Annotated in this window: 30 protein-coding genes; 6 read left to right on the top strand and 24 right to left on the bottom strand. The window is 66.8% G+C overall.

The genetic code is table 11. The features are described from left to right. Nucleotides 1-57: 57 nt before the first annotated feature. Entirely contained in the window at nucleotides 58-1,119 is a 1,062-nt protein-coding gene (locus tag RTM68_RS00710) for an AI-2E family transporter (protein WP_194763798.1), read from the top strand. Here the strand turns inward: RTM68_RS00710 and RTM68_RS00705 are convergent. From RTM68_RS00705 to rpsB, 9 genes are all read right to left on the bottom strand, one after another. Further along, nucleotides 1,116-1,829, bottom strand: coding sequence for an alpha/beta hydrolase (locus RTM68_RS00705; RefSeq protein ID WP_312167693.1), 714 nt, complete (start codon nucleotides 1,827-1,829; stop codon nucleotides 1,116-1,118). The genes RTM68_RS00710 and RTM68_RS00705 overlap by 4 nt on opposite strands. 2 nt (nucleotides 1,830-1,831) lie before the next feature. Beyond that, nucleotides 1,832-2,119: a hypothetical protein gene (locus RTM68_RS00700; RefSeq protein ID WP_312167438.1), complete on the bottom strand. Its 288-nt coding sequence runs from the start codon at nucleotides 2,117-2,119 to the stop codon at nucleotides 1,832-1,834. 9 nt (nucleotides 2,120-2,128) lie between these two features. Further along, complete coding sequence (locus tag RTM68_RS00695) at nucleotides 2,129-2,812, bottom strand: transglycosylase SLT domain-containing protein (RefSeq protein WP_312167436.1); 684 nt, start codon at nucleotides 2,810-2,812, stop codon at nucleotides 2,129-2,131. 47 nt (nucleotides 2,813-2,859) lie between these two features. Then, a complete protein-coding gene (locus tag RTM68_RS00690; protein WP_312167434.1) occupies nucleotides 2,860-3,444 on the bottom strand; it encodes a DivIVA domain-containing protein in 585 nt (194 codons plus the stop codon). Next, nucleotides 3,444-4,583: a phosphatidate cytidylyltransferase gene (locus RTM68_RS00685; protein WP_312167432.1), complete on the bottom strand. Its 1,140-nt coding sequence runs from the start codon at nucleotides 4,581-4,583 to the stop codon at nucleotides 3,444-3,446. Before RTM68_RS00685 ends, RTM68_RS00690 begins: the two co-directional genes overlap by 1 nt. Nucleotides 4,584-4,588: 5 nt before the next feature. Then, the gene (gene frr, locus RTM68_RS00680; RefSeq protein WP_194764086.1) at nucleotides 4,589-5,143 is read right to left on the bottom strand and encodes a ribosome recycling factor; all 555 of its coding nucleotides are present in this window, start codon (nucleotides 5,141-5,143) and stop codon (nucleotides 4,589-4,591) included. A 66-nt stretch (nucleotides 5,144-5,209) separates the two neighbouring features. Beyond that, nucleotides 5,210-5,926 carry a UMP kinase gene (gene pyrH / locus RTM68_RS00675; protein ID WP_194764087.1) on the bottom strand — a complete coding sequence of 239 codons (717 nt, stop codon included), beginning with the start codon at nucleotides 5,924-5,926 and terminating at the stop codon, nucleotides 5,210-5,212. 90 nt (nucleotides 5,927-6,016) lie between these two features. Then, nucleotides 6,017-6,844, bottom strand: a complete 828-nt coding sequence (gene tsf, locus RTM68_RS00670) for a translation elongation factor Ts (protein WP_194764088.1) — start codon at nucleotides 6,842-6,844, stop codon at nucleotides 6,017-6,019. Nucleotides 6,845-6,886: 42 nt separating this feature from the next. Next, nucleotides 6,887-7,780 carry a 30S ribosomal protein S2 gene (rpsB, locus tag RTM68_RS00665; RefSeq protein ID WP_312167430.1) on the bottom strand — a complete coding sequence of 298 codons (894 nt, stop codon included), beginning with the start codon at nucleotides 7,778-7,780 and terminating at the stop codon, nucleotides 6,887-6,889. A 342-nt stretch (nucleotides 7,781-8,122) separates the two neighbouring features. On the opposite strand from rpsB, the gene RTM68_RS00660 reads away from it, so the two are divergent. Next, a complete protein-coding gene (locus RTM68_RS00660) occupies nucleotides 8,123-8,626 on the top strand; it encodes a M23 family metallopeptidase (protein WP_312167429.1) in 504 nt (167 codons plus the stop codon). 123 nt (nucleotides 8,627-8,749) lie between these two features. Here the strand turns inward: RTM68_RS00660 and RTM68_RS00655 are convergent, their stop codons facing one another. The 9 genes from RTM68_RS00655 to RTM68_RS00615 form a co-directional block, all read right to left on the bottom strand. Further along, entirely contained in the window at nucleotides 8,750-9,652 is a 903-nt protein-coding gene (locus RTM68_RS00655) for a tyrosine-type recombinase/integrase (protein ID WP_312167428.1), read from the bottom strand. A gap of 35 nt (nucleotides 9,653-9,687) precedes the next feature. After that, entirely contained in the window at nucleotides 9,688-10,875 is a 1,188-nt protein-coding gene (gene dprA / locus RTM68_RS00650) for a DNA-processing protein DprA (RefSeq protein WP_312167426.1), read from the bottom strand. Next, a complete protein-coding gene (locus RTM68_RS00645) occupies nucleotides 10,872-12,401 on the bottom strand; it encodes a YifB family Mg chelatase-like AAA ATPase (protein ID WP_312167425.1) in 1,530 nt (509 codons plus the stop codon). Before RTM68_RS00645 ends, dprA begins: the two co-directional genes overlap by 4 nt. Next, nucleotides 12,398-12,760, bottom strand: a complete 363-nt coding sequence (locus RTM68_RS00640; protein WP_312167424.1) for a YraN family protein — start codon at nucleotides 12,758-12,760, stop codon at nucleotides 12,398-12,400. The genes RTM68_RS00645 and RTM68_RS00640 overlap by 4 nt, the downstream gene beginning before the upstream one ends. Before the next feature lie 102 nt (nucleotides 12,761-12,862). Continuing rightward, nucleotides 12,863-13,189 carry a DUF2469 family protein gene (locus tag RTM68_RS00635; RefSeq protein WP_056419488.1) on the bottom strand — a complete coding sequence of 109 codons (327 nt, stop codon included), beginning with the start codon at nucleotides 13,187-13,189 and terminating at the stop codon, nucleotides 12,863-12,865. 47 nt (nucleotides 13,190-13,236) lie between these two features. Continuing rightward, nucleotides 13,237-13,896 carry a ribonuclease HII gene (locus RTM68_RS00630; protein ID WP_312167420.1) on the bottom strand — a complete coding sequence of 220 codons (660 nt, stop codon included), beginning with the start codon at nucleotides 13,894-13,896 and terminating at the stop codon, nucleotides 13,237-13,239. Continuing rightward, a complete protein-coding gene (gene lepB, locus RTM68_RS00625) occupies nucleotides 13,893-14,627 on the bottom strand; it encodes a signal peptidase I (protein WP_312167419.1) in 735 nt (244 codons plus the stop codon). The genes RTM68_RS00630 and lepB overlap by 4 nt, the downstream gene beginning before the upstream one ends. Nucleotides 14,628-14,745: 118 nt before the next feature. Beyond that, nucleotides 14,746-15,093 carry a 50S ribosomal protein L19 gene (gene rplS / locus RTM68_RS00620; RefSeq protein WP_194764096.1) on the bottom strand — a complete coding sequence of 116 codons (348 nt, stop codon included), beginning with the start codon at nucleotides 15,091-15,093 and terminating at the stop codon, nucleotides 14,746-14,748. 176 nt (nucleotides 15,094-15,269) lie between these two features. Continuing rightward, nucleotides 15,270-15,767: an MFS transporter permease gene (locus RTM68_RS00615; protein ID WP_312167417.1), complete on the bottom strand. Its 498-nt coding sequence runs from the start codon at nucleotides 15,765-15,767 to the stop codon at nucleotides 15,270-15,272. 109 nt (nucleotides 15,768-15,876) lie between these two features. On the opposite strand from RTM68_RS00615, the gene map reads away from it, so the two are divergent. Continuing rightward, nucleotides 15,877-16,659, top strand: a complete 783-nt coding sequence (map, locus tag RTM68_RS00610; RefSeq protein WP_312167415.1) for a type I methionyl aminopeptidase — start codon at nucleotides 15,877-15,879, stop codon at nucleotides 16,657-16,659. Between the two features lie 24 nt (nucleotides 16,660-16,683). Here map and RTM68_RS00605 read toward each other — a convergent pair whose 3' ends face one another. The 5 genes from RTM68_RS00605 to rpsP are packed head-to-tail and all read right to left on the bottom strand — an operon-like array spanning nucleotide 16,684 to nucleotide 19,481. Beyond that, nucleotides 16,684-17,421, bottom strand: a complete 738-nt coding sequence (locus RTM68_RS00605) for a class I SAM-dependent methyltransferase (protein WP_312167414.1) — start codon at nucleotides 17,419-17,421, stop codon at nucleotides 16,684-16,686. Between the two features lie 59 nt (nucleotides 17,422-17,480). Next, nucleotides 17,481-18,188: a tRNA (guanosine(37)-N1)-methyltransferase TrmD gene (gene trmD, locus RTM68_RS00600; RefSeq protein WP_312167412.1), complete on the bottom strand. Its 708-nt coding sequence runs from the start codon at nucleotides 18,186-18,188 to the stop codon at nucleotides 17,481-17,483. A 20-nt stretch (nucleotides 18,189-18,208) separates the two neighbouring features. Further along, entirely contained in the window at nucleotides 18,209-18,829 is a 621-nt protein-coding gene (gene rimM / locus RTM68_RS00595) for a ribosome maturation factor RimM (protein ID WP_312167410.1), read from the bottom strand. Continuing rightward, the gene (locus tag RTM68_RS00590) at nucleotides 18,813-19,043 is read right to left on the bottom strand and encodes an RNA-binding protein (RefSeq protein ID WP_312167408.1); all 231 of its coding nucleotides are present in this window, start codon (nucleotides 19,041-19,043) and stop codon (nucleotides 18,813-18,815) included. Before RTM68_RS00590 ends, rimM begins: the two co-directional genes overlap by 17 nt. A gap of 6 nt (nucleotides 19,044-19,049) precedes the next feature. Further along, nucleotides 19,050-19,481, bottom strand: coding sequence for a 30S ribosomal protein S16 (rpsP, locus tag RTM68_RS00585; RefSeq protein WP_312167407.1), 432 nt, complete (start codon nucleotides 19,479-19,481; stop codon nucleotides 19,050-19,052). A gap of 209 nt (nucleotides 19,482-19,690) precedes the next feature. Here rpsP and RTM68_RS00580 point away from each other — a divergent pair, with 209 nt between their 5' ends. Continuing rightward, the gene (locus tag RTM68_RS00580) at nucleotides 19,691-20,842 is read left to right on the top strand and encodes a glutamate--cysteine ligase (protein WP_312167405.1); all 1,152 of its coding nucleotides are present in this window, start codon (nucleotides 19,691-19,693) and stop codon (nucleotides 20,840-20,842) included. 2 nt (nucleotides 20,843-20,844) lie between these two features. Here the strand turns inward: RTM68_RS00580 and RTM68_RS00575 are convergent, their stop codons facing one another. Beyond that, complete coding sequence (locus RTM68_RS00575; protein WP_312167404.1) at nucleotides 20,845-21,816, bottom strand: sugar-binding domain-containing protein; 972 nt, start codon at nucleotides 21,814-21,816, stop codon at nucleotides 20,845-20,847. A 101-nt stretch (nucleotides 21,817-21,917) separates the two neighbouring features. On the opposite strand from RTM68_RS00575, the gene RTM68_RS00570 reads away from it, so the two are divergent. Both RTM68_RS00570 and RTM68_RS00565 read left to right on the top strand, forming a co-directional pair. Further along, nucleotides 21,918-23,627 carry a glycerol-3-phosphate dehydrogenase/oxidase gene (locus tag RTM68_RS00570; RefSeq protein ID WP_312167403.1) on the top strand — a complete coding sequence of 570 codons (1,710 nt, stop codon included), beginning with the start codon at nucleotides 21,918-21,920 and terminating at the stop codon, nucleotides 23,625-23,627. Between the two features lie 92 nt (nucleotides 23,628-23,719). After that, nucleotides 23,720-24,472: an MIP/aquaporin family protein gene (locus RTM68_RS00565; protein WP_312167401.1), complete on the top strand. Its 753-nt coding sequence runs from the start codon at nucleotides 23,720-23,722 to the stop codon at nucleotides 24,470-24,472.

Here is a 24,472-nt window from a genome sequence, read left to right as displayed (position 1 = left end):
GGGTCTCCGAGGAGGCTGTCGATAGCCTTGCAGCATCCGCTTTTCCGAGGAGCCGCGATGAAGATCCACAACCCGTTCCGCACCGCGCTGGTGGCCACCCTCGGCGTGGGTCTGGGAATCCTGTTGATCGGCAGCGTCGAGAGCCTGTCCACCGTGCTGCTCTACGTCGGAACAGCCCTGTTCCTCAGCCTGGGCCTCGATCCGCTCGTCACATTCCTGGAACGCAGGAAGCTTCCGCGTTGGCTCGCCGTCCTCATCACGATCGTCGCGGTGCTCGGGGTGTTCGCGGGTGTCGTCCTCATCGTGCTCCCGGTGCTCGTCGACCAGATCTCCCAACTGATCGTCCAGATCACGGCGATCGTCCAACGTGGGACGATCCTTCCGGACCTGCGCGAATGGATGATCGACACCTTCCCGAACCTCAAAGTCGACGAGGTGTTCGCCTATGTCGCGAACTGGCTCGAGACCAACGTCGCGCAGATCGGCGGATCGATCGGCCAGGGAGTGCTCGCTGTCAGCGGGGCCGTGGTCAGCGGCCTCTTCGGAGCCTTCATCGTCCTGATCCTGACGATCTACCTCACCGCCTCGACCCCCTCGCTCAAGCGCGCCGTCTACCAGCTCGCACCCGCTTCCAAGCGCGACCGCTTCATCGACCTCGCCGAGCAGATCACCGACTCGGTCGGCTACTACGTGATGGGTCAGGTCTCGCAAGGCGTGATCAACGGTGTCCTCAGCATGATCTTCCTCACGATCATCGACGCCCCGTTCCCCGCGGTCCTCGCGGTGATCGCGTTCTTCTTCTCGCTGATCCCGCTGGTCGGCACGTTGACGGGTTCGACGATCATCGTGCTCGTCTGTCTGATCCCCGGACTCGGCTCACCGGCGATCGCGATCACGGCCGGCATCTACTACCTGATCTACATGCAGATCGAGGCGTACATCATCTCGCCGAGGATCATGAGCCGCGCGGTCTCCGTTCCGGGTGCCGTCGTGGTGGTGGCGGCGCTCGCAGGCGGGAGCCTGCTCGGTCTTCTGGGCGCGCTCATCGCGATCCCTGTGGCGGCCAGCATCCTGATCATCTACCGTCAGGTGCTGATTCCTCGGATGAACGAGCTCTAGCCCGCGGGCCACGTGGTGGGAAGCGGAAGCGCTGCGGGATTGACGGCTGCGACGATCTCGGTCAGCACTCGACGCGTCTGCGACTCCCCCACCCACAGGTGCTTGCCCCCATCGACGGCGATGAGCGTCGCATGCGGCACCGATGCGAATCGGGCGCGGGCTTCATCCGGGCGCAGGTAGTCGTCGAGTTCCGGCACGAGGATGACGACCTTCACTCCTGTGTCCGCCCATGCGGCGACCTCGGCGTCCGTCGCACGGTGCAGCGGAGGAGACAGGAGGATGATCCCCTCGATCTCGTGCTCGCGCCCGTACTTCAGTGCGAGTTCCGTGCCGAACGACCATCCGAGAAGCCAGGGACGCGGGAGAGCGCGCTCTCGCACGAAGTCCATCGCCGCCGCGACATCGAACTGCTCGGCTGCTCCCCCGTCGAACTGCCCCTCACTCTTCCCGCGCGGTGAACTCGTACCGCGGGTGTTGAAACGGAGCACGGCGAGATCCGCGATCGCGGGAAGCCGTGCGGCGGCTTTGCGGAGAATGTGGGAGTCCATGAAACCACCGGCGGTCGGCAGGGGATGCAGAGTCACGAGGGTCGCGACCGGGTCGGTCGATTCCGGTACGGCGAGCTCTCCCACGAGCGTGAGCTCGTCAGCGGTGACCAGTTCGATGTCCTCGCGCTGCGCGGGCAGTTCGAGCGGTCCACGGATCTCGATCGTCACGCCATCCTCCAACAGTGTGTGTGCCAATGCCTGCGCGCTGCCAGATCGGCGGCATCGCCGAGGACCCCGTCCGCGCGCCACGCGACGAGATGCGCGGTTCCGGGTTCGATCATTCGACTGCAGCCCGGGCAGCTGTACTCCTTCTGGGCCTGCACGGCCGACACCGGCTGCACGGTCCATTCCACCCCGCGACGCACCTCGGTGCGCTTCCAGGACGCGAGAAGACGGTCGAGCGAGTCCTCGGAGTCAGGGCGCGTCTGACGTCGGCGATGTGAGCGGGGCATGACCGCCGCTCACCACCAGTGGTTCTTCGTCCAGAACGCGTGCGCGCCAGCCCAGCTGCCGTATCGCCCTGTGGCGTATCCAGTCGCCCAGCGAAGATTGTCGATCGGGTCGTAGCCGTTGCCGGGCACCTTGCTGCACGGCAGCGCCTGCACGAGGCCGCATGCTCCGGACGACTTGTTCGTCGCGTTCGGATTCCAACCGCTCTCACGCGACACGATGTAATCGACGTAACCCCAGTCGCCTTCCGCGATGCCGGCGGCAGACATCCACTCGGCGGGTGCGCCACCGCCCGTGTAGAACAGGGGCCCTCCCCCACCACCGCCGCCACCGCTCGGTGACGAGGGCGACTTCTCGGTGGGAGTCGGAGTCGGCGTCGGCGTCGGCGTCACGTAGACGGTGAACGTCCCGCGCTGCACAGGGGCGATCGCAGCGCCGTCTGACGTCACGGTGAGATTCTGAGTGTCGGCGAGAGCGAGCGAGTAGGCCGATTCCGGAGACGCCGGGTCCGGCTGCTGAGCGAGTGCGACGCCCGTGGGAGCGACCATGGCGCCCGCGAAGCCGATGACGGCCAAGGCGCTGACCACGCCGGCGACCCCGCGCTTCCGAGTTCCCTTGCGCGCCGAACTCGCCGGCGCTGGGCGCGCCGGCGTCACATCTTCTCGCTTCAGAGTCATGTCGTCTCGGGAGTTCACGATAGAGGGAGTCTACCGGGTGAGCGGCAGCTCGACCACGGGAACGTTCAGCGAACGGCCAGGATCACGTCGACCGTGGCGTCGAGCAGCGCGTCGACCTGCTCCTCGCGGTATCCACCCCGCTGCATGCGGAAAGCCGCAGAGCGGAGCTGTTCTGCGGTGAGCGGCTCTCCGTCTCGGAGGTAGCGCACGATTCGACCGGCCACGTGGTCGACCTCGTCGACTCGGTATCCGAACGTGAGGACGTGGGAACGAGCGAACAGGTGACGTTGCGGGCGGGCGAGATGATCGAGGATGAGTTGCGCATCGCCCCGTGCCTGGTCGACCCAGACTCCGGCCCCGCGGGACCGCACAGCCTGGTCGCGTTCACGAGCGGCCAGCGCATCTTCGACCCGGCCGAGCGCGGCATCGACCTCGGCCACGACGTACCCGTCCTTCACAAGCGGAAAAGAGGCCACCCTGACGTCGGCTGCGGTCAACTCGCCGTCGGAGTTCTCGAACGCGGCCCGCGCTGCAGCGAGGAAGGTGTCGACGGCCGCCTGGTGATACCCCTTCTCACGTCCGGTCGTCAGCGAGAAGGCAGGAGCCGTGCGCACGGCTCCTGCTCCGGTCGAAGCGTCGTCGGGAGTCATCACAGCACCGTCCAGGAGGAGAAGAGGAAGTACAGGCACAGCGCGGGAACCGTCGAAGGCAGGATGCTGTCCAGCCGATCGAGAAGACCGCCGTGACCGGGAAGCCACGAGCTCATGTCCTTGATGCCGAGATCGCGCTTGAGCATCGACTCGCCGAGGTCGCCCAGCGTCGCCGACAGGAGGATCGCGACTCCGAAGATCGCGCCGATCCACCAGGGAAGGCCGAGGAGGAAGATCGCCAGCAGAACGCCGGCCGTGATCGACCCGACCACAGCACCCCCGAACCCCTCCCAGGTCTTCTTGGGGCTGATCCGAGGGGCCATCGGGTGACGGCCGAACGCGAGCCCCGCGGCGTACGCGCCGGTGTCGGCGACGACGGCGATCGCGATGAAGCTCAGGACCCACCACTGTCCACCCTCCTGCTTGAGCAGGATCAGAGCGACGGCAGCGAGGAACGGGACATAGATCTGGACGAAGCCTGCGACGACCGCGTCCGTGAGCACATCACCGTACGTACGGCCGTCCTTGGTGATCATCTGCGCCACGAGACGCCAGACGATCACGAAGGCGACGGCGATGAACAGCATGACCCAGACGAGCCACACCTCGACGAAGAACGCCGTGAGCACGACCAGAGCAGCCGCCGCGAGCTGCGGGCCCACATCGACCCGACGGCCCGAGGTACGCAGAGCGAGAGCGAGCTCGTAGACGCCGAGAAGCGCCGCAGCGAGAGCGAACGGCACGAAGAGGACCTTGATGAACAGCAAGGAGGCCAGCAGCGCGCCTCCGAAGGCGAGGCCGATCAGGATCGCGAGCACCAGATCGCGCCCGGTCCGCTCCTTGATGCGCTCGTTCGCCTGATCGAGCTGATCACGCGCGTTGGACACATGACTGCCGAGTTCGTCGCGCGCCAACCGCCACTGCTCGCGGATCGCCGCATGGTCGGCGAGGTCGATCGATGCGAGAGGTCCCCTGGCGTCGCGAGGGGGCATCGGCGGACGCGGCGGCACACTCGCTGCGTCGAAGGCCTGGTAGGCCCCGTCCTCGAGGGGCACACCGCCGGTCGACGCCGACGAGTCGCGCGCGTGACGGCGCGTGGGGGGCTGGTCGGCACCAGCACCGGTGGGTTCGTCGGACATCCGGCCTACACCTCGAGCAGTTCAGCCTCTTTGCGCTTGAGTGCGTCGTCGATCAGGTCGACGTGCTGGCGCGTGAGTGCGTCGAGTTCCTTCTCGCCGCGGGCGATCTCGTCTTCGCCCACATCATTCTTCAGTGCGTCGAGCTCGTCCTTCGCCTTGCGGCGGATGCCGCGGACGTGGACCTTCGCATCCTCGCCCTTCGCCTTGACGAGCTTCACGTACTCCTTGCGGCGGTCGGCGGTGAGCTCGGGCATGGTCACGCGCACGATGTTCCCGTCGTTCGTCGGGTTCGCACCGAGGTTCGGCATGTCGCGGACGGCCTGCTCGATCGCCTTGAGCGCGGACTTGTCGTACGGCGTGATCAGCAGCGACCGAGCCTCGGGGTTCGCGAGCGATGCGAGCTGAGCCAGAGGCGTCGGCGTTCCGTAATAGTCGACGAGCAGCTTCTGGAACAGCTGCGGGTTCGCCCGTCCCGTGCGCACGGTGGAGAAGTCCTCCTTGGCGGCATCGACCGCTCGGGCCATACGGGAGGTGGTTTCTGCGAGGACATCCGCGATCACGGTGACTCCTATCGTCGGGGTGTGAGGAAATTCTATCGGCCCGGACCCGTGAGCCCAGTCAGGCGCTCAGGCGGTGACGAGAGTTCCGATGGGCTCACCGAGCAGCGCGCGGGTGACGTTGCCGGCCGGCTCCATTCCGAACACCCGCATGTCCATGTTGTTGTCCATGCACAGGCTGAACGCCGTCGAATCCACGACCTTGAGACCCTGCTGGAGTGCGTCGCGATACGTGACGCGCTCGATACGCTCCGCATCCGCATGCTTGTTCGGGTCGGCCGTGTAGATCGCGTCCACGCCGTTCTTCGCCACGAGGACTTCCTGTGCGCCGATCTCGAGGGCGCGCTGAGCGGCGACCGTGTCAGTCGAGAAGTAAGGAAGACCTGCGCCGGCGCCGAAGATCACGACGCGTCCCTTCTCCATGTGCCGCTCCGCACGCAGCGGGATGTAGGGCTCTGCGACCTGGGTCATCGAGATGGCGGACTGCACGCGAGTCGGTGCTCCGGCCTGCTCGAGGAAGTCCTGAAGCGCGAGCGCGTTCATGACGGTTCCGAGCATGCCCATGTAGTCGGCCCGGCCGCGGTCCATGCCGCGCTGGCTGAGCTCGGCGCCGCGGAAGAAGTTGCCGCCGCCGACGACGATCGCGATCTCGACGCGGTCCACCGCGGCTGCGATGTCACGGGCGATCTGACTCACCACGTCGGGGTTGACGCCGAGCTGGCCGGCGCCGAACGCCTCGCCGGAGAGCTTCAGAAGGACGCGTCGGCGTCCGGTGCGTTCGGTCATGGGTGTTGTCCTCTCGTCCCAATCAAGATAGTGCCTTCTGGGCATGAAGAAGGGGTTCGGATCCTGCGGATCCGAACCCCTTCGACGATGTTACGCGCCGACCTTGAAGCGCGCGAAGTCCGTCACGGTGATACCGGCGTTCTTCGCCACCTGGGCGACAGAGAGCTTGTTGTCCTTCGCGTAGTCCTGCTCGAGCAGTGCGACCTGCTTGATGAACGCGGAGACACGGCCCTCGACGATCTTGGGCAGAGCCGCCTCCGGCTTGCCCTCGTTACGGGAGATCTCGGTGACGATCTCGCGTTCCTTCTCCACGGCCTCAGCCGGGACGTCCTCACGGGACAGGTACGACGGGTTCGCGAACGAGATGTGCTGGGCGATGCTGCGAGCGGTCTCGGCATCGTCACCCGAGTAGGCGACGACGACACCGATCTGCGGCGGCAGGTCCTTGCTCGTGCGGTGCAGGTAGACCTCGACCTTGTCGCCCGAGATCGTGCGCACGCGACGCAGTTCGACCTTCTCGCCGATGATCGCGGCCTCTTCGGAGATGACCTGCTCGACGCTCTTGTCGCCGGCCTGAGCGGCAAGACCGCTCTCGACCGAGTCGGCCTTGACGGCCGCGACAGCGTCGGCGACCTTGTCGGCCAGCGCGATGAAGCGGTCGTTCTTGGCGACGAAGTCCGTCTCGCAGGCGAGCTCGATGAGCGTCACAGCGCCATCCTGCTCGCGAGCGACGATGAGTCCCTCGCTGGTGGAACGGTCGGCGCGCTTCGCGTTGCCCTTGGCACCCTTGAGACGCAGGATCTCGGTGGCCTTCTCGACGTCTCCGTCAGCCTCCTCGAGCGCCTTCTTGGTGTCGACCATTCCCGTGCCGAGCTGCTCACGCAGCGCCTTGAGGTCGGCGATGGTGAAGTTGGCCATGTGTGGTGGCTCCTTGCTTCGTGATGTGTGGTGGTCGCGGAATTACTTGGCGTCTGCCTCAGCGGCCTCGGCTGCGGGAGCCTCGACGGCCTCGGACTCTTCGGCCGGAGCCTCAGCAGCGGCCTCGTCAGCCGGAGCTGCGTCTGCATCTGCAGCCGGAGCCTCGGCAGCGGCGTCCTCAGCCGGAGCCTCGAGAAGCTCGCGCTCCCAGTCGGCCAGCGGCTCAGCGTCGCCCGTCTCGGGGTTGTGCTTCTGCTGCAGACCCTCGGCCGCCGCGTCCGCGATGATGCGGGTGAGCAGCGAGACGGAGCGGATCGCGTCGTCGTTACCGGGGATCGGGTACTGGAAGTCGTCCGGGTCGGCGTTCGTGTCGAGGATTCCGATCACGGGGATGCCGAGCTTCTTGGCCTCGTCGATCGCGAGGTGCTCGCGCTTGGCGTCGACGACCCAGAGGGCGGACGGCGTCTTGGTGAGATTGCGGATACCGCCGAGCGACTTGTGGAGCTTGTCGAGCTCGCGCTTCTTGAGCAGCAGCTCCTTCTTGGTGAAGCCCGAGGCGGACGGGTTCTCGTAGTCGAGCTCCTCGAGCTCCTTCATGCGAGCGAGACGCTTCGCGATGGTGGAGAAGTTCGTGAGGAGTCCACCGAGCCAGCGCTGGTTGACGTAAGGCTGGCCGACGCGAGTCGCCTGCTCGGCGAGGATCTCCTGCGCCTGCTTCTTCGTGCCCACGAAGAGGATGGTGCCGCCGTGCGCGACGGTCTCCTTGACGAAGTCATAGGCCTTGTCGATGTAGCCGAGCGACTGCTGGAGGTCGATGATGTGGATGCCGCTGCGCTCGGTGAGGATGAAGCGCTTGACCTTCGGGTTCCACCGACGGGTCTGGTGTCCGAAGTGCACGCCGCTGTCGAGCAGCTGGCGGATGGTGACCACAGCCATGGTCGTCTCCTTGTTCCGGCGCGATTCTGCGCCATTGAGGTTGTCAAGTCGATCGGACGATCGAACTCCCTGGTGCCCGGCGCACGCCCGCCTGTTCGAGAACAGGACCTGTGGGAGTGGATGCCACGACCGAAGTCGCTCTGGGCACGCGTAGTCACCTCGAGATCGAGGTGCTCCTCCAGCATACAGGATCCGGACGCCGGACCCGCTCTGCACCGGCGTTCGGATGGCGAGGATCCTCCCCCATCACCGTGGCGGGCGCCGACGACCTCCGTCCGAATCGGGCCCCTCATGCAGGATCGATCGATGCACTGCAATCGCCGGCCGCGGGCAGCCCGACTCATGATGGTTGCCGTCCTCGCTCTGATCGTCGTCTGTCCCTCGAACGCGCACGCCGCATCGCCGACGGCCGACGACGACACGGGCTATCCAGTATGGGAGTGGCCGCTGCAGGCGCCACGCGACGTCGTCGCACCGTACCGCGCGCCCGCCCACGAATATGCAGCCGGCCACCGCGGCGTCGATCTGGCGGCCGAGATCGGCACCATCGTCCACGCGCCTGCGCCCGGGGTCGTGGCGTTTCGCGGCACAGTGGTCGACCGTCCTCTCCTCACGATCGAGCATCCGGGCGGGTTCGTCTCGACGTTCGAGCCTCTCGTGTCGGCGCTGTCGCCCGGTGACCCCGTGTCGGCCGGCGACCCCGTCGGCACCGTCGACCATGGCGGTCACGCCGCGGTCGAGACAGTGCACTTCGGCGTCCGCCTCGACGGGGTCTATCTGAATCCACTACTGCTCTTCGGGCCGGTGCCTCGCGCCGTGCTGCTCCCGTGCTGTGATGCTCTCTGACAGCGAGCCTCCGTGATGACCGGGAGCCTCGGTGCCTCGGTGACCGACAACGTCGATGGTCGGGTGCGGCCGGCTCCGGCGAGAGATCGTTCGAAGAACCTCTGAACTGCCCGGCGAGAACACTCAGGCGCGCGGGTGCGCGAGTCGATACGTGGCCGTGAGCCGCTCCGCCGACACGTGTGTGTAGATCTGCGTCGTGCCGAGACTCGCATGACCGAGGATCTCCTGCACCGCGCGCAGATCCGCGCCTCCGTCGAGGAGATGCGTCGCCGCTGTGTGGCGAAGGGCGTGCGGACCGACGGTCTCGGCACCGACGAACGGCGAGAGCACCTCGGCGACAAGTGTGTATACGGCACGTGACCCGATCCGCGCGCCGCGGGTACTGAGGAACAGCCCGCTGGTCGTCGTCGAAGAGCGCGCGAGCAGAGCGGGGCGAGAGCGGGTCAGATACGCACCGAGCGCCAGCCGCGCAGGTGCACCGAACGGCACCACACGCTCCTTGGAGCCCTTACCGAGCACCCGGGCGGTGGCGCGATCGAGGTCGACGTCGTCGACATCGAGCCCGCACAGTTCGGATACACGAATACCTGACCCATAGAGCAACTCGAGCATGCCGTGATCGCGCATCGCGATCGGATCGGCGGACTCCGCCGCGGCGCGCTGAGCGTCGAGCAAGCCCTTCATCGCTTCCTGGGACGCGACTGTGGGCAGGGTTCGGCCCCGCCTGGGCGCGATGAGCCGAAGACTCGGATCCACATCGATCAGCTCCTGCTCCTGCGCCCAGCTGAAGAAGGACCGTGCCGCCGCCGCCCGACGCGCGAGCGTCGATCGCGCGTCCCCCCGCTGCGTCGCGCGCCACAGCCAGCCGCGGAGGGTCTCGAGATCGACTTCGTGGAGCTGCGCATCGCCGACGGCCACGCCGAGATCCCGAAGGTCCGAGCGGTATGCCCGAACCGTCGCGTTCGAGAGCCGTCGCACCTTCTCGAGGTGCTCGGTGAACGCACTCGCCGCGACCGAGAAGTCCATGGTGACAGCTTGCCTGAGCGAGGCACGGGCTGAGGTCAGCCTCGCCGTGCCTCCATCCGCTTCTTCCTCCACCCGGCATCCGACCGTTCCACTGCCCCTTCCAGCTCGAGGACGCCCAGATGGGCTCGCATCCGGTCGGGAGCCAAGCCCGCCCGTCTTCCGATCTCGGCGAGCGGCACCCAGCTCCGGGTTCCGATCGCATCCAGCAACCTGCGCTGTTCCGGATCGGTCGACCTCATGTCAGGACTGACCGCGCATGGCACGCCCTCCCACAGTTCACGGACTTCGCGCGTGTTCGTGACGCAGCGGGCGTCGTACTCCCGAAGCAGGCGATGACATCCCGCGGATGCGGCCGAGGTGACCGGCCCGGGCACCGCTCCGAGTGGCCGCCCCAGCGAGGCGGCATGACCTGCCGTGTTGAGCGAACCGCTGCGCCACCCCGCTTCGACCACGACCGTCGCCTGAGCCACGGCTGCGATCAGTCGATTGCGAGACAGAAAGCGCCACTTCGTCGGCGCGACCCCGCAGGGCACTTCGCTGACGACCGCCCCGGTGTCGACGATCCGACGCAGCAGCTGCTGATGGCCCTGCGGGTACGCCCTGTCCACGCCCCCGGCGAGAAAGGCCACTGTCCCCCCGTCCACAGCGAGGGCCGCCCTGTGAGCGGCACCGTCGATTCCGTACGCACCGCCCGAGACGATCACCGCACCCGCCGCCGCTAGGTCGCCCGCGATCTCCGCCGCGACCATCTCTCCGTACGCGCTGCACGCTCGCGCGCCGACGATCGCGACGCGGGGATCGCGACTGAGCAGGGAGGGATCACCGCGAACCCACAGAACGATCGGCGCGTGCGCGCCGAGGTCCTCCAACGCGATCGGCCACTCCGGGTCGCCCGGCACGACCAGGTGGGCCGCCACGTCACGGGCGTCCGTGACGGCGCGACGCACGGCCTCCGGATCCGCTCTCGCCGACCAACGGGCGATTCCCTCCCTGATCGTCCTGCCCTCGTCCCCCGGCGGGACGAGTGCCTGCGTGTCGCCGAAGACGAATCTGAGCGCCTCCGCAGCGCCGAGCTCGCCGACCAACGCCCCGGCGACACCGTCGCCTGGTTCGGCAAGCACCGACCACGCTATCCGCCCGATCGTCTCGGCGTACTCGCCGGCGGGATGCACGTCATCGACGGCGGCGCGGAGTCCTTCGTCTGCGAGCAGCGCGTCGATCATGAGGTGAAGCCTCTCTTGAGGAAGAGCGCTCCGCCGACCTCGTCACGGCCCGGTCTGTCGACCCCGGCGAGGTCTGCCATGGTCCAGGCCACGCGCAGCACGCGATCGTAGCCCCGGAGGGTGAGGGCGCCCCGTTCCAATGCCGTGTCGAGGGGGGCGCGGGCCTTCGGGTCGACCCGCAGGTCGAGCTGACGCAGACGCGCACCGGGGATCTCACCGTTGCATCGCCAGGGCGTGCCCCGCCAGCGCGCGGCTGCTCGCTCCCTCGCCTCACGGACGCGCTCGCGCGCCGTGGCGGTGGTGACCGTCGCCTGAGCCCCACTCATGGTTCGCGCAACCGCCACCCGCGCGACGTGGAGCTCGATGTCGAGTCGATCCCGGAGAGGTCCGGACAGGCGTGTCGCGTATCGACGTATGGCGAGCGAGGGGCAGGCGCACTCGGCCCCTCGGACTCCGTGGTTCCCGCACGGACACGGGTTCATCGCCAGAACGAGCTGGAAGCGCGCGGGGTAGCTCGCCGTGAAACCGGCTCGACTCACCTCGATGGCTCCGGCCTCGAGAGGCTGGCGAAGCGAGTCGAGAGCGACCCGGGAGAACTCCGCTGCTTCGTCGAGGAAGAGGACTCCCCGATGCGCGCGCACGATCGCGCCTGGACGCGCCACACGCGATCCGCCTCCGACCAAGGCGGCCACAGATGCGCTGTGGTGCGGTGACTGGATCGGCGGCACGAGATCGAGGCTGCGAACCGACTCCCCCGCGAGCGAGCGGATCGACGCCACCTCGAGCGCCTCCTCATCCGTGAGCGGTGGCAGGATGCCGGGGAGCCGACGCGCAAGCATGGTCTTGCCAGCGCCCGGCGGTCCGCTCAAGAGCATGTGATGACCACCGGCAGCCGCGATGGTCAGCGCCTCGACAGCCGCTTCCTGACCGATGACGTCGGCGAGGTCGAGCTGCGCAGGGGCGTCGGAGGCGGTGCTGATCGATTCGACCGGTTCGACGTCACCCGGTTCCACCTCGGCCCCGTGCCAGAGCGCCACCTGAGCGAGTGTCGCCGCCGCGCGCACATCGATCCCCGGAACGAGCCGCGCCTCCGCTTCGTTGGCATGGGGAAGGATCACCGTGTCGAAGCCGGCGCGCATGGCCGCGAAGACCGCGGGGAGGACGCCGGGAACCGGTCGAAGCCGGCCGTCGAGTCCGAGTTCGCCCAGGTGCACCGTCCTCGAGATGGATCGTGTCTGCACCGCACCTCCCGCCGCCAGCGCGGCCACAGCGACGCTCAGGTCGAAAGCCGAGCCCTGCTTGGGCAGGCTCGCGGGCGACAGGTTCACGGTCAGGCGACGCCGCGGAAGCGAGAGCCCCACGTTCTTGCAGGCGTTGTGAACCCGCTGAACGGCCTCTCCCAGAGATTTGTCGGGCAGCCCGATGATCTTGAACTCCGGAGTCTGGTTCGACAGGTCCGCTTCGACCTCGACCATGTGCCCGACGACACCGGTGAGCGCGACAGCCCAGGTCCGAGCGGTCGTCACGACAGATCCCGAAGGTGTTCGAGTTCTCCCGAGGCGGGATCCGCTCCGATGATCCCGATCGCCTCGATGGCGATCTCCAGCCCGCGCGCGTGTTCCGGATTCGCCTCGGCCCAGGCATGGGCGAGCTGCCAGAGGCGGCGACGCTTTCGGGCATCGACCGCCTCGAAGGGATGGCCGAAAGCCGCCGATCGCCGCGTCTTCACCTCGACGACTGCGAGTCGTCGGTCGATCCTGGCGACGACGTCGATCTCGCCCTGGGCGGAGCGCCAGTTCCTGTCGAGTACTCGATACCCGATCGCGGTCAGATAGCGGACCGCACGCTCTTCACCGGCTCTGCCGAGCTCGTCTTTCGCTGCCATGGGGACAGCCTGACGAGAACGACGACGTCGCGATGCGGCGACACCGCGCGATCACCGGCTTCTCTGGGAAACCGCAAAACCACTCGATATGTGCAGAGCGGATCACTCGCCGTCGAGCGAGAGCTCCTGGGGAATCTCGAACTCCCGACGCTGGAGCTCTTCGACGTTCACGTCCTTGAACGTGAGCACGCGAACGGCCTTGACGAATCGGTCGGCACGATAGATGTCCCAGACCCAGACATCGCTCATCGAGATCTCGAAATAGAAATCGTGCTCGGTGTCGCGGCGGACGACGTTGACCTCGTTGGCGAGGTAGAACCGCCGCTCCGTCTCGACGACGTACTGGAACTGCGCGACGACATCGCGGTACTCGCGGAACAGTGCGAGTTCGAGCTCGCGGTCGTAGTCGTCGAAGGCTTCCTCATCCATGATGACTCCATCCTAGAGTCGACGGCGCGACTGGGCCGCATGAGCCGTCAGAACAGAGTCGGTGCAGCGGCGATGGCCCACGACGACCGGTGGTGCGGTGACAGCCCGAGGTCGTTGATGGCCTGACGATGCTCGGCACTCGCATACCCCTTGTTCCTGTCCCACTGATACGCCGGATGCTCCTCATGGATCCCGGTCATGTAGGTGTCTCGAGCGACCTTCGCGATCACGGACGCCGCCGAGACGGATGCGCAGTCCCGGTCGGCTTTGATCACCGGCCGTACTCGCAGCGGGTCAGGGTGCACCGAGGAGAGATAGTCGTGGTTCCCGTCGAGCAGCACCAGGGCGTTCGCGAGCAGGACTCCCTGATCGGCGATGGCCTGCACTGCGCGAGAGGCGGCGAGCCCCAGAGCACGCATGATCCCCACCTCATCGACTTCGGCAGAACTCGCCCACCCGACGCCCGAGGCCTGTACCCACGCGGACGCGCGGACGGCGACCTCAGGCCTGCGCTTCTCGGAGACCAGCTTGGAATCGCGGAGCCCTTCAGGAACACGCCGCCGCGCACCGGCAGCGGTCATCATCGCAGCACCCACCGCGACGGGGCCGGCCAGCGCCCCTCTACCCACCTCGTCCAACGAGATCACGAGGTCGCACTCGGTCAGCAGTCTGCGCTCCAGCGCGAGCGTCGGCACGGCCACGGTCATTCCGGATCCGGAACCCCGTTGAAGCTGTCGTGATGACCGTCGATCGTTCCCAGTCGGTCGAGGGGCCAGGTGGTGAGGAACGCCTTGCCGACCACGTTCGCGAGAGGCACGAATCCACCGCTGGGCAGATCCTGATGCGCGCGCGAATCGCGCGAACGGTCGCGATTGTCGCCGAGAAGCCACAGAGAGCCTTCGGGAACCGTGACGTCGAAAGCCTCGTTCGAGGCTGCGGTGTCACCGTCCGGGAGGTTGAGGTAGGCGAGCTCATCGATCGGAGCGCCGTTGACGGTGATCTGGCCGAGGGCGTTGCAGCAGACCACGTGATCGCCCGGGAGGCCGATGACACGCTTCACGAGGTGATCCTGCGAGTCCGTCGCCGAGATGCCGACCATGTTGAGCACCCAGTCGACCGCTTCGACCAGCGGAGGCTGCGCCGGAGTCTGCGGCACACCGTCGAGCCACCCGCCCGGATCCTTGAAGACGACGACGTCTCCACGTTCGTACGAGGTCCACCGCGGCGTGAGCTCGTCGACGAGGATGCGGTCGTTGACCATCAGGGTCCGCTCCATGGACGCGGAGGGGATGTAGAACGAGCGCACGATGAACGTCTTGACCACGAACGAGACGAGGGCCGCGATCACGATGATCACGAGGACGTCCCGGAGGAAGATCAGAAGACCGCGGCGACGCCTGGTCGGGGACGTGGACGCAGCCGCTGAGTCAGTCGTCATCTGGATTCCTTCACAGTCTCGAACCGCTCGGAGACGGCATTACCAAGGTTCGCACACCTCGCTGAAAACACAGCACCCCGGGACATCGTGTCCCGGGGTGCTGTGGAGCGCGCGAACGTCAGTTGTCGCGCTTCTCCTTGATCTTCGCCTTCTTGCCACGCAGCTGGCGGAGGTAGTACAGCTTCGCGCGACGCACGTCACCGCGGGTGACGACCTCGATGTGGTCGATCACCGGGGAGTGAACCGGGAAGGTACGCTCGACGCCCACCTGGAAGCTGATCTTGCGAACGGTGAAGGTCTCACGCACACCATCGCCCTGGCGGCCGATGACGACGCCCTTGAAGACCTGGATACGCGAGCGGGTTCCCTCGGTGATGTTCACGTGCACGTTGACCGTGTCACCGGGGTGGAAGACGGGGATGTCGGAACGCAGGGATGCTGCGTCGACGGCGTCGAGGATCTGCATGATCGTCTCTCTCTGCACTCGCCTCAGGTCGGATGCATGATGTAGGAAGGAATAAGAACGGGTTCGTGCTGAACGGCGCCGAAGCGTCCGCGGGCTCCCCTGAGGCAGAACCGGTCACGGCACAAACATTCATTCTGCCACGGATGCGGTTCGCATCCAAAACGATCGCGGCGCTGTCAATCGCGCGAGTCGGTCTCCCTGACGACGATGACCTCGTGCGGTCTCGTCGCACGAGGAGACGAGGTCGTCTCGCCGACGCTCTCCGTCATCGACCATGACACGGTCTGACGGAATCCGGCCCCGTTCGCCTTCGCCTCGGTCCAGAGCTGCCAGAACTGCAACCAGAACATGCCGATGCCCACGACGACAGCCGCGGCGAGGAGCCAACCGAAGGCGCCGTCGATGAAGCATCCCACGGCGATGGTCAGACCGTGCCAGAGGGTGAACCCGCCGACATCCCACCAGGACACCGCCCGTTCGGCACGCACCGAGGGGCGCGAACGCGTGAGCAGAGTGAGCACCAGCTGCCCGACGAAGACGGACGGAACAGCGATGAAAAGGACCCAGAGGATCGCCCAGCCACCCTGGAACACCCCCCAGCCGATCAACAGCCAGAGCGGCAGCAGGAAAGCCGCCGGAATCAGCCAGCGGAAGAACGCCTGACGCAACCACATGCCTGAATCGTACGACGAAGCACCGACGCCTGTCCCGGTGTTCGCTGTGAGCGCGTGAACGCCCGCGATCGGCATATCGGGGAGAATGGAGGAGACGAGAGGACACCCGATGATCGAACTGCGCACCCCTGCCGAGATCGATGAGATGCGCGCCGCCGGACGGTTCGTGGCCGAGACCCTGGCCACGTTGCGGGATGAGACGAAGGTGGGAACGAACCTCCTGTCGATCGACCGACGGGCGCACGACATGATCCGCAAGGCCGGTGCGGAGTCCTGCTACATCGACTACCACCCGTCGTTCGGGGCCAGCCCGTTCGGAAAGGTCATCTGCACCTCGATCAACGACGCGGTCCTGCACGGTCTCCCCCACGACTACGCGCTTCGCGACGGAGACCTCGTCTCTCTCGATTTCGCCGTCTCCGTCGACGGCTGGGTCGCCGACTCCGCCGTGTCGTTCGTGGTGGGCACGCCGCGTGACGAGGATCTCAGGATCATCGAGACGACCGAACGCGCCCTGGACGCCGCGATCGCCGCGGCTGTCGTCGGCAACCGGATCGGCGATATCTCGGCAGCCATCGCCGACGTATCGCACGACGAGGGATACTCGATCAACACCGACTTCGGTGGTCACGGCGTCGGGCGCATCATGCACGGCGATCCCCATGTGCCCAACGACGGTCGAGCAGGGCGTGGATTCCCTCTGCGCGAGGGGCTCGTGTTCGCACTCGAGCCCTGGCTGCTCGCGTCCACCGACGAGCTCGTGACCGACCCCGACGGTTGGACTCTGCGCAGCGTCGACGGGTCGAGAGGGGCTCATTCCGAGCACACCGTGGCAGTGACGGCGGACGGACCGATCATCTTGACCGACCGGTCGTTCCTCGGCGTCGACTGACCTGCGGACTCCGCTGCCGCCCGATCAGCCGCGTCGATACACGTAGACGTCGGTCACGATCGGAAGGTCGAACTCCTGCCGGCCGCGAGTCTCGGGGTCGCCATCGAGGACGTTCTCGATCTCGGCGAACATCGTCGTGCGCGTGTCATCGTCTGCGACGAGGAAAGTGCTCACCGTCGACCATCGCCGCAGGTAGTCTGCCCGCTCGATCCGCTCGGTCCAGCGGATCTGCTCGTGGTCGACGAATCGGAATCCGGGAAGTTCCTCCGCAGCACTGCTCGTGGTGCCGTCGTCGTCGGTGACCGCGGGGTGTGCGATCCGATGCGCCGCGCGGTCCCACGCGCACGCCGGATCGGAGTGATTCCAGATCAGCCCGAGCGTTCCGCCCGAGGTCAGGACCCGAGCGATCTCAGCACAGGCGCGCGCTCGATCGAACCAGTGGAAGGCTTGGGCGACGGCGACGACATCGACGGAGGCATCCTGCACAGGGATCTCCTCAGCGCTGGCACGATGAGCTTCCACACTCGGCAGTTTCGACCGCAGCACCGCGAGCATCGCCTCCGACGGCTCGACCGCGATCACGTGATCGGCTCGCCCGACGAGGAGCTCTGTGAACTTCCCCGTGCCGGCACCCAGATCCAGCGCCGCGCCCACCGGCTGAGGCAGCAGCAGGTCCACGGACGCCGGGGGAAAACCCGGACGGTAGCGGTCGTAGTCCGCTCCGATCGCCTCGAAGGATCTCGCCAGTGCTTCGTCGACCATGAGTCGACGCTACCAGCGCGCCGAGACGTCACCTCGACCGGTGTCGCCGCGTCGCCGGTCTAGGACGCGTCGTCGAGAAGGTCCGGGCGACGTGTGCGGGTGCGTTCGAGCTGCTGATCGCGGCGCCACGCCGAGATCAGCTTGTGGTTGCCGCTGAGGAGGACGTCGGGAACCGCGCGATCCCGCCACATCGAAGGCTTCGTGTACGACGGGTACTCGAGGAGTCCATCCTCATGCGACTCCTCGACCAGGCTCTCGGGGTTCCCCACGACACCGGGGATCAGACGCCCGATGGCCTCGATCATCGCCATGGTCGCGACCTCTCCCCCATTGAGGACGTAGTCGCCCAGACTCAGGAGGCGCACCTCCCCGAGCGACGATGCGTACTCGAAGACGCGCTCGTCGATGCCCTCATAGCGTCCACACCCGAAGATCAGGTGCTCTCGTGTGCTCAGATCGCGTGCGGTGGCCTGGGTGAACACCTCTCCCGCGGGAGAGGGGAAGATGATGGTCGGCCGTTCCCCCGAATGGGGCGGAGTGGTGGAGGCGAGCTCGTCGAGTGCGAGTCCCCAGGGCTCGGGCTTCATCACCATGCCGGCGCCGCCGCCGTAGGGCGTGTCGTCGACCGTGCGGTGACGATCGGAGGTCCAGTCTCGGAGGTCGCGAACGGAGAGATCGAGGATGCCGGTGCTCTGTGCCTTGCCGAGAAGCGAGAGCGTCAGCCCGTCGAAGTACGTCGGGAAGATGGAGACGACGTCGATGCGCACGGCAGCACCCGTACCAGCGGTCACTCGGAGGCGTCGGAGTCCGAGGACTCCCCCGCGTCCGGCGTCTCGGATGCGTCGGGAAGCTCTTCGAAGAGTCCTGCGGGCGGCGTCACGACGACGCGGCCGGCGGTGACGTCGACAGTGGGAACGATCGCCTGCACGAACGGGACCATGATCTCCTGGTCGCCGGACTTGACGATGAGCAGATCCTGTGCAGGGAAGTGCTCCACACGGGCGACCTTCCCGACCACGACATCGTCGCGGACGACGTCGAGACCCACGAGCTGGTGGTCGAACCAGGCGTCGTCCTCAACCTCATCGGCATCCTGGTCGATCCAGAGGATCGCGCGGACGAGGCTCTCCGCCCCTTCGCGATCGTCGACGTCGTTGAGGAAGACGACCGGGTTGCCGTTCATCACGCGGTACTCGCGGACGACCACGGTCTTGCCGTGCCACGGCGATGCCTCAGGCACCTGCAGAGTGAACTCGGCTCCGGGCGTGAAACGCCCTGCGGGGTTGTCGGTGTACAGCTCGAGCTTGAGCGCGCCCTTCAGGCCGTGGGCCTTGACGAGACGCCCCACACGCAGCTGGTTCTTGCCCTGGTTGCGTTCTTTCGACACCACGTCAGTCGTCCGCGACATCGACGCGAACGCGTCGCCCGTCCGCCAGAGCGGTGATGAGCGTACGCAGTGCTTTCGCGGTGCGGCCGCCGCGCCCGATCACGCGTCCACGATCATCGGGGTGCACGCGCACCTCGAGGAGATCGCCTCGCGGCGAGGTGGACGAATTGATGCGCACATCCTCCGGGTGATCGACGATCCCCTTGACGATGTGTTCGAGCGCGGCGGCGAGCACGACGGATTACTCCGAGTCGGCGGCGGGAGCCTCAGCGGCCTCCGCGTCGGCAGCGGCCGGAGCCTCCTCAGCGGGAGTCTCCTTCTTCTCTGCCTTGGGCTTGACGACGGACTTCTTGGACGCGTCGATCTCGAACGGAACCTTGGGCTCCTTGACCTTCAGCGTGGACTTGGCGTCCTTGTCGCCCTTGAACTTGCCCCAGTCGCCCGTGATCTTGAGGAGGGCGGCGACCTGCTCGGTCGGCTGCGCGCCGACGGAGAGCCAGTACTGCGCACGCTCGGAGTCGATCTCGATGAACGAGGGCTCCTCGGTGGGGTGGTACTTGCCGATCTCTTCGATCACTCGGCCGTCGCGCTTGGTCTTCGAGTCGGCGACGACGATGCGGTAGTACGGCGCACGGATCTTGCCCAGGCGCTTGAGACGAATCTTTACAGCCACGATTCTCCTGAATTGTGTGGAAGTTGACGAACCGATCGCCTGGAGAGTGGGGTGCACACCCGGCGGAAGCTCAAAGAGGGAGGACGAGAGCTGGATAGAGGGTCGAGCACGTCGTCCGACCTTCTATTCTGCCAGATGCGCGGCCCAGGAGCGAAACGCGGCGACACGACGGTTGCCGTGTCGCCGACAGTGCGTGTCAGACTGTGCTCGTGAAGCTCGATTTCGCGCCGTCCGCGCGGTCCACCGTCGGCCTGGAGTGGGAGATCATGCTCGCCGATCCGGCAAGCGGCGATCTCGTCGGGCGCGCGCCCGAGCTGCTGGCCGCGCTCGAGGCGGAGAGCGCTGAGGAGCGGCACACGGTGACCGGCGAGCTGCTCACGAACACCATCGAGGTCACCAGCGGCATCGGTGACTCCGTGGCCCACGCCGTCGACGACATCGCGAACGCCATCGCGGCCGTCCGATCGGCCACGGATCCGGCCGGAATCGAGCTGCTGTCGGCGGGCAGCCACCCCTTCGCCCAGTGGTATGACCAGGAAGTCACCGACAAGACGCGGTACCACACCCTCATCGAGCGCACGCAGTGGTGGGGTCGCAACATGATGATCTGGGGAATCCACGTCCACATCGGCGTGGAGGATCAGCGCAAGGTCATCCCCATCATCAACGCCTTGGCCGCGTACCTTCCGCACCTGCAGTCACTGGCCGCGTCGAGCCCGTTCTGGGCGGGCGAGCGGACGGGCTACGCCTCGAACCGCGCCCTCGTCTTCCAGCAGCTGCCGACCGCCGGCCTTCCCTGGCCGCTGCGCGACTGGTCGCAGTACGAGTCCTACCTCGATGACATGGTGCGCACCGGCGTGATGGCCGATGCCACCGAGGTCCGCTGGGACATCCGCCCTGCGCCGCGATGGGGAACGATCGAGGTCCGCGCCTGCGACGGCCTTTCGACCCTGCCCGAGCTCGCCGCGGTGGCGGCACTCGTGCAGGTGCTGGTGGAGCATCTGTCCCGCCAGCTCGACGAAGGACGCGACCTGGCGGAGATGCCTGCCTGGTTCCACCGCGAGAACAAGTGGCGCGCAGCGCGCTACGGACTCGACGCGCGCGTGATCGTCGACGATGCCGGTACGCAGCGTCCCGTGCGCGAGCACCTGGCGGAGATCATCGACGAACTCGCTCCCATCGCGGTGGAACTCGGTTGCGTGCGTGAGTTCGGCAGCATCGGCTCGATCCTGAAGGACGGCGCGAGCTACGAGCGGCAGTTGACCATCGCGAATGCCACCGGCGGCGATCTGGGCGCCGTCGTGCAGCACCTGATCCGCGAGTTCCGCTCCGGTCCCGAGGCATCGACCGACGGCCCCTGAGGTCAGTCCTCGACCAGCATCCGCGCAAGTCCCTCGTCGAGCACCACGTCCGTGATGAGCTCTGCTGCGATGGCGGCTCGCAGACTCACGAGCTTCGGCACACCCGAGACCACGCACACGCGACGGGGCACGCGGCGCAGTCTGTCGAGTGTCGGACCGGTGGCTCTCGCATTCACGCGGATGTCACGCCACGATCCGTCCGCACGGAAGAACACCGTCGCGACGTCGCCGATGGCGTGGTCCTCGCGCAGACTGCGGTAGTCGTCCCGGCTGAGGTAGCCGCCGACATACACCCGGCTCGGGACCTCGGCCGCGGGCGAACCGAGGCTGAACACCGCGATGTCCATCTTCGACTGGAGGTCGAGCACGCGTCGCGTGCTCCGCTCTCGCCACATCGCCTCGCGTGTCGACGGATCGTCGAAGAACGCGGGCACGGGGAACTGCTGCACCTGGGCGCCGAAAGCGCTTCCGAATCGCTGCAGGATGTCGCTCGAGTACTCGACGCCGCTCGTCTGGGTGTTTCCCGCGCCGTTGAGCTGCACGAATGTCGTGTTGTGCGTCTCCTTCTGAGTCAGGCCCCGACTGACGGCGCTGATCGTGGAGCCCCAGGCGACCCCGACGATCATGTTGGAGTCGACGAACTGCGACAGCAACCGCCCCGCCGTCAGGGCCACCCGCTCGAGTCGCTCGACCTCGCTCACGATCTCGGGAATCGGCACCACGTGTGCGACCACTCGATGACGATCGCGGATGCGCTGCTCGAGCATGCCCAGTCGCTCGAGTGGCGAATTGATCCGGATGTCCACCAGCCCGCTCTCCCGCGCGTAGCTCAGCAGGCGGGAGACCGACGAGCGCGATGTGCCCAGCTCCTGCGCGATCACCTCCATGGTCTTGTCCTGCATGTAGTAGAGCTGCGCCGCGGTGAGCGCGGCGATCAGCTTCGCATCCCGGGATTCTGCGCCTGACTGACTCATGTCGACCTCCTGGACACCGATCCTTGCACATATGTGCAGCTGGCTTGCGCGCGGCGGCCGTGCGGGTCGAAGCTGGGAGCAAGCAGAGAGAAGGGTCGAAGATGATCGAGTCGACACACTCATCACCGGAACGCGCGGACGTCCGCGCCGTACGTGAATCGGGACGCACCAGCGTCGTCGTCATCGGAGCGGGCATCAACGGGATCTCGACGTTCCGCGACCTCGCACTGCAGGGCGTCGACGTCCTGCTCGTCGAACGCGGTGACTTCGCTTCGGGAGCCTCGGCGGCGTCGAGCCACATGATCCACGGTGGCATCCGGTACCTCGAGAACGGCGAGTTCCGACTCGTCCGGGAATCCGTCGAAGAGCGCAACGGCCTGCTCAAGATCGCACCGCACTACGTCAAGCCGCTGCAGACGACGATCCCCATCTACTCGACGTTCTCCGGCATCCTCTCCGCTCCCCTGCGCTTCTTGACGCATAAGAGCGGCAAGCCTCAGGAGCGCGGTGCGTTCCTCATCAAGGTCGGCCTCACGATCTACGACACGTTCTCGCGCGACGGCGGCATGGTCCCCCGTCACCGCTTCCTGGGACGCAAGCGCTCGCTCGCCGAGCTCCCCTCGCTCGACCCGAACATCAAGTACACCGCGACCTACTACGACGCCTCGATGCACGATCCGGAGCGCCTCGCACTCGACGTGCTGCAGGACGGACGCGCCGCCCACCCGGGCGCGATCGCGCTCAACTACGTCGAGGCGATCGGACGCGACGGCGCGAAGGTCCTCCTCCGCGACCGCGAGAGCGGCACCGAGTTCGCGGTCACCGCCGACGTCGTGGTCAACGCCTCCGGCCCGTGGACCGATCTGACGAACGATTCCCTCGGCACCGACACCCGCTTCATGGGCGGCACCAAGGGTTCGCACATCGTCCTCGATCACCCCGAGCTCCTCGAGGCGACCCGGGGTCGCGAGATCTTCTTCGAGCACTCCGACGGTCGCATCGTGCTCATCTACCCACTCAAGGGACGCGTGCTCGTCGGCACGACCGACATCGATGCCGACCCTCGTGAGGTCCCGGTGTGCACGGAGGAGGAGATCGATTACTTCTTCGACCTCATCCATCACGTCTTCCCGCAGATCGACGTGACGCGCGAGCAGATCGTCTACAACTTCTCCGGCATCCGTCCGCTTCCCCGCCACGAGGACACCGCTCCCGGGTTCGTGTCCCGCGACTATCGCATCGAGGTCGACGAGAAGGGCGCAGCCCCGCTCGTGAGCCTGGTCGGTGGCAAGTGGACGACGTTCCGCGCACTCGGAGAATCGCTCTCGGACGTGGTGCTCGGCCTGATCGGTCGCACCCGCACCGTGTCGACGGCCGGCCGCGCGATCGGCGGAGGCCGGGACTTCCCTCGCACAGAGAAGGCCCGTCGCATCTGGATCCAGGAGAACCTCCCCGGAGCCGGTGACCGCGCAGAGCGGCTGCTCGCACGCTACGGCACCCGCGCCGCGCAGGTGTGGGAGTACATCGAACAGGGCGATGACGCACCCCTCGCCGGCGACGACCTGTCGACTCGCGAACTCGCCTGGATGGTCGAGAACGAGATGGTCGCGCGCCTGCAGGACGTCGTCCTGCGTCGCACGAGCATCGCATTCGTCGGACACGCTGACGCGGATGTGCTCGAAGAGCTTGCCGACGCACTGGCTCCTCTGCTCCACTGGGACCGTGCACGGCACGATGCCGAGCTCGAGCAGACGCGTCTGCTGCTGAACGAACGGCATGGACTGAAGATCTCGTCCCGCGCACGCGGCTGACGAGTGATCCGAACACCGCCCTCCCCGCGGTGTAACTCCCAACAAGTGCCAGGGCTATGGGGCCCTGGCACTCAAGAAAGGTCAAAGAAGACATGACTGATGTGAATCTCGGTCTCTACTTCCTGTCGGAGTTCGTCGGCACAGCGATGCTGATCCTCCTGGGTTGTGGTGTCGTCGCCAACGTCGCCCTCGCCAAGAACAAGGGCTTCGGCGGCGGCTTCCTGATGGTGAACTGGGGATGGGGCCTCGCGGTGTTCGTGGGTGTCCTCGCATCCGCCTACTCCGGCGCCATCCTCAACCCCGCGGTCGGAATCGGCCTCCTCGTCGCCGGCAAGATCGACTTCTCGCAGTTCGCAGTGGCGACCGGCGCAGAGCTGCTCGGCGCGATCGTCGGTGCGATCCTCACCTGGCTCGCCTACAAGCAGCACTTCGATGAGGAGCCGGAGGCCGCCAACAAGCTCGGCGTGTTCTCGACCGGCCCCGCGATCCGCTCCTACGGCTGGAACCTCGTCACCGAGGTCATCGGCACCTTCGTCCTCGTGTTCGCGGTCTTCGCGTTCGCAGACTACGGCGTCGCCGACATCGGAACGCCGGGGGGCCTCGGACCGCTCAGCGCACTGCCTGTGGCTCTCGTCGTGGTCGCGATCGGTGCTTCCCTCGGTGGACCGACCGGGTACGCCATCAACCCCGCCCGTGACCTCGGACCGCGTATCGCACACGCCATCCTGCCGATCAAGGGCAAGGGCTCGAGCGACTGGTCCTACTCGTGGGTGCCGGTCGTCGGCCCCCTCATCGGTGGTGTCCTCGCCGCCGTCGCCGCGCCCGCACTGCTCAGCCTCGCCTGA

The sequence above is a fragment of the Microbacterium sp. genome (assembly GCF_031988965.1).
Lineage (GTDB): Bacteria > Actinomycetota > Actinomycetes > Actinomycetales > Microbacteriaceae > Microbacterium.
Note: the sequence above shows the minus strand (reverse complement) of the source record. Positions and strands in the feature narration are given on the sequence as shown.

Excerpts from the sequence above, each read along its gene's own strand:
- RTM68_RS00710 (WP_194763798.1), top strand. The coding sequence starts at position 58 with ATGAAGATCCACAACCCGTTCCGCACCGCGCTGGTGGCCACCCTCGGC.
- RTM68_RS00700 (WP_312167438.1), bottom strand. The coding sequence starts at position 2,119 with ATGCCCCGCTCACATCGCCGACGTCAGACGCGCCCTGACTCCGAGGAC.
- RTM68_RS00690 (WP_312167434.1), bottom strand. The coding sequence starts at position 3,444 with ATGACTCCCGACGACGCTTCGACCGGAGCAGGAGCCGTGCGCACGGCT.
- RTM68_RS00685 (WP_312167432.1), bottom strand. The coding sequence starts at position 4,583 with ATGTCCGACGAACCCACCGGTGCTGGTGCCGACCAGCCCCCCACGCGC.
- pyrH (WP_194764087.1), bottom strand. The coding sequence starts at position 5,926 with ATGACCGAACGCACCGGACGCCGACGCGTCCTTCTGAAGCTCTCCGGC.
- tsf (WP_194764088.1), bottom strand. The coding sequence starts at position 6,844 with ATGGCCAACTTCACCATCGCCGACCTCAAGGCGCTGCGTGAGCAGCTC.
- rpsB (WP_312167430.1), bottom strand. The coding sequence starts at position 7,780 with ATGGCTGTGGTCACCATCCGCCAGCTGCTCGACAGCGGCGTGCACTTC.
- RTM68_RS00660 (WP_312167429.1), top strand. The coding sequence starts at position 8,123 with ATGATGGTTGCCGTCCTCGCTCTGATCGTCGTCTGTCCCTCGAACGCG.
- RTM68_RS00655 (WP_312167428.1), bottom strand. The coding sequence starts at position 9,652 with ATGGACTTCTCGGTCGCGGCGAGTGCGTTCACCGAGCACCTCGAGAAG.
- dprA (WP_312167426.1), bottom strand. The coding sequence starts at position 10,875 with ATGATCGACGCGCTGCTCGCAGACGAAGGACTCCGCGCCGCCGTCGAT.
- RTM68_RS00640 (WP_312167424.1), bottom strand. The coding sequence starts at position 12,760 with ATGGCAGCGAAAGACGAGCTCGGCAGAGCCGGTGAAGAGCGTGCGGTC.
- RTM68_RS00635 (WP_056419488.1), bottom strand. The coding sequence starts at position 13,189 with ATGGATGAGGAAGCCTTCGACGACTACGACCGCGAGCTCGAACTCGCA.
- RTM68_RS00630 (WP_312167420.1), bottom strand. The coding sequence starts at position 13,896 with ATGACCGTGGCCGTGCCGACGCTCGCGCTGGAGCGCAGACTGCTGACC.
- lepB (WP_312167419.1), bottom strand. The coding sequence starts at position 14,627 with ATGACGACTGACTCAGCGGCTGCGTCCACGTCCCCGACCAGGCGTCGC.
- rplS (WP_194764096.1), bottom strand. The coding sequence starts at position 15,093 with ATGCAGATCCTCGACGCCGTCGACGCAGCATCCCTGCGTTCCGACATC.
- RTM68_RS00615 (WP_312167417.1), bottom strand. The coding sequence starts at position 15,767 with ATGTGGTTGCGTCAGGCGTTCTTCCGCTGGCTGATTCCGGCGGCTTTC.
- map (WP_312167415.1), top strand. The coding sequence starts at position 15,877 with ATGATCGAACTGCGCACCCCTGCCGAGATCGATGAGATGCGCGCCGCC.
- RTM68_RS00605 (WP_312167414.1), bottom strand. The coding sequence starts at position 17,421 with ATGGTCGACGAAGCACTGGCGAGATCCTTCGAGGCGATCGGAGCGGAC.
- rimM (WP_312167410.1), bottom strand. The coding sequence starts at position 18,829 with ATGTCGCGGACGACTGACGTGGTGTCGAAAGAACGCAACCAGGGCAAG.
- RTM68_RS00575 (WP_312167404.1), bottom strand. The coding sequence starts at position 21,816 with ATGAGTCAGTCAGGCGCAGAATCCCGGGATGCGAAGCTGATCGCCGCG.
- RTM68_RS00570 (WP_312167403.1), top strand. The coding sequence starts at position 21,918 with ATGATCGAGTCGACACACTCATCACCGGAACGCGCGGACGTCCGCGCC.
- RTM68_RS00565 (WP_312167401.1), top strand. The coding sequence starts at position 23,720 with ATGACTGATGTGAATCTCGGTCTCTACTTCCTGTCGGAGTTCGTCGGC.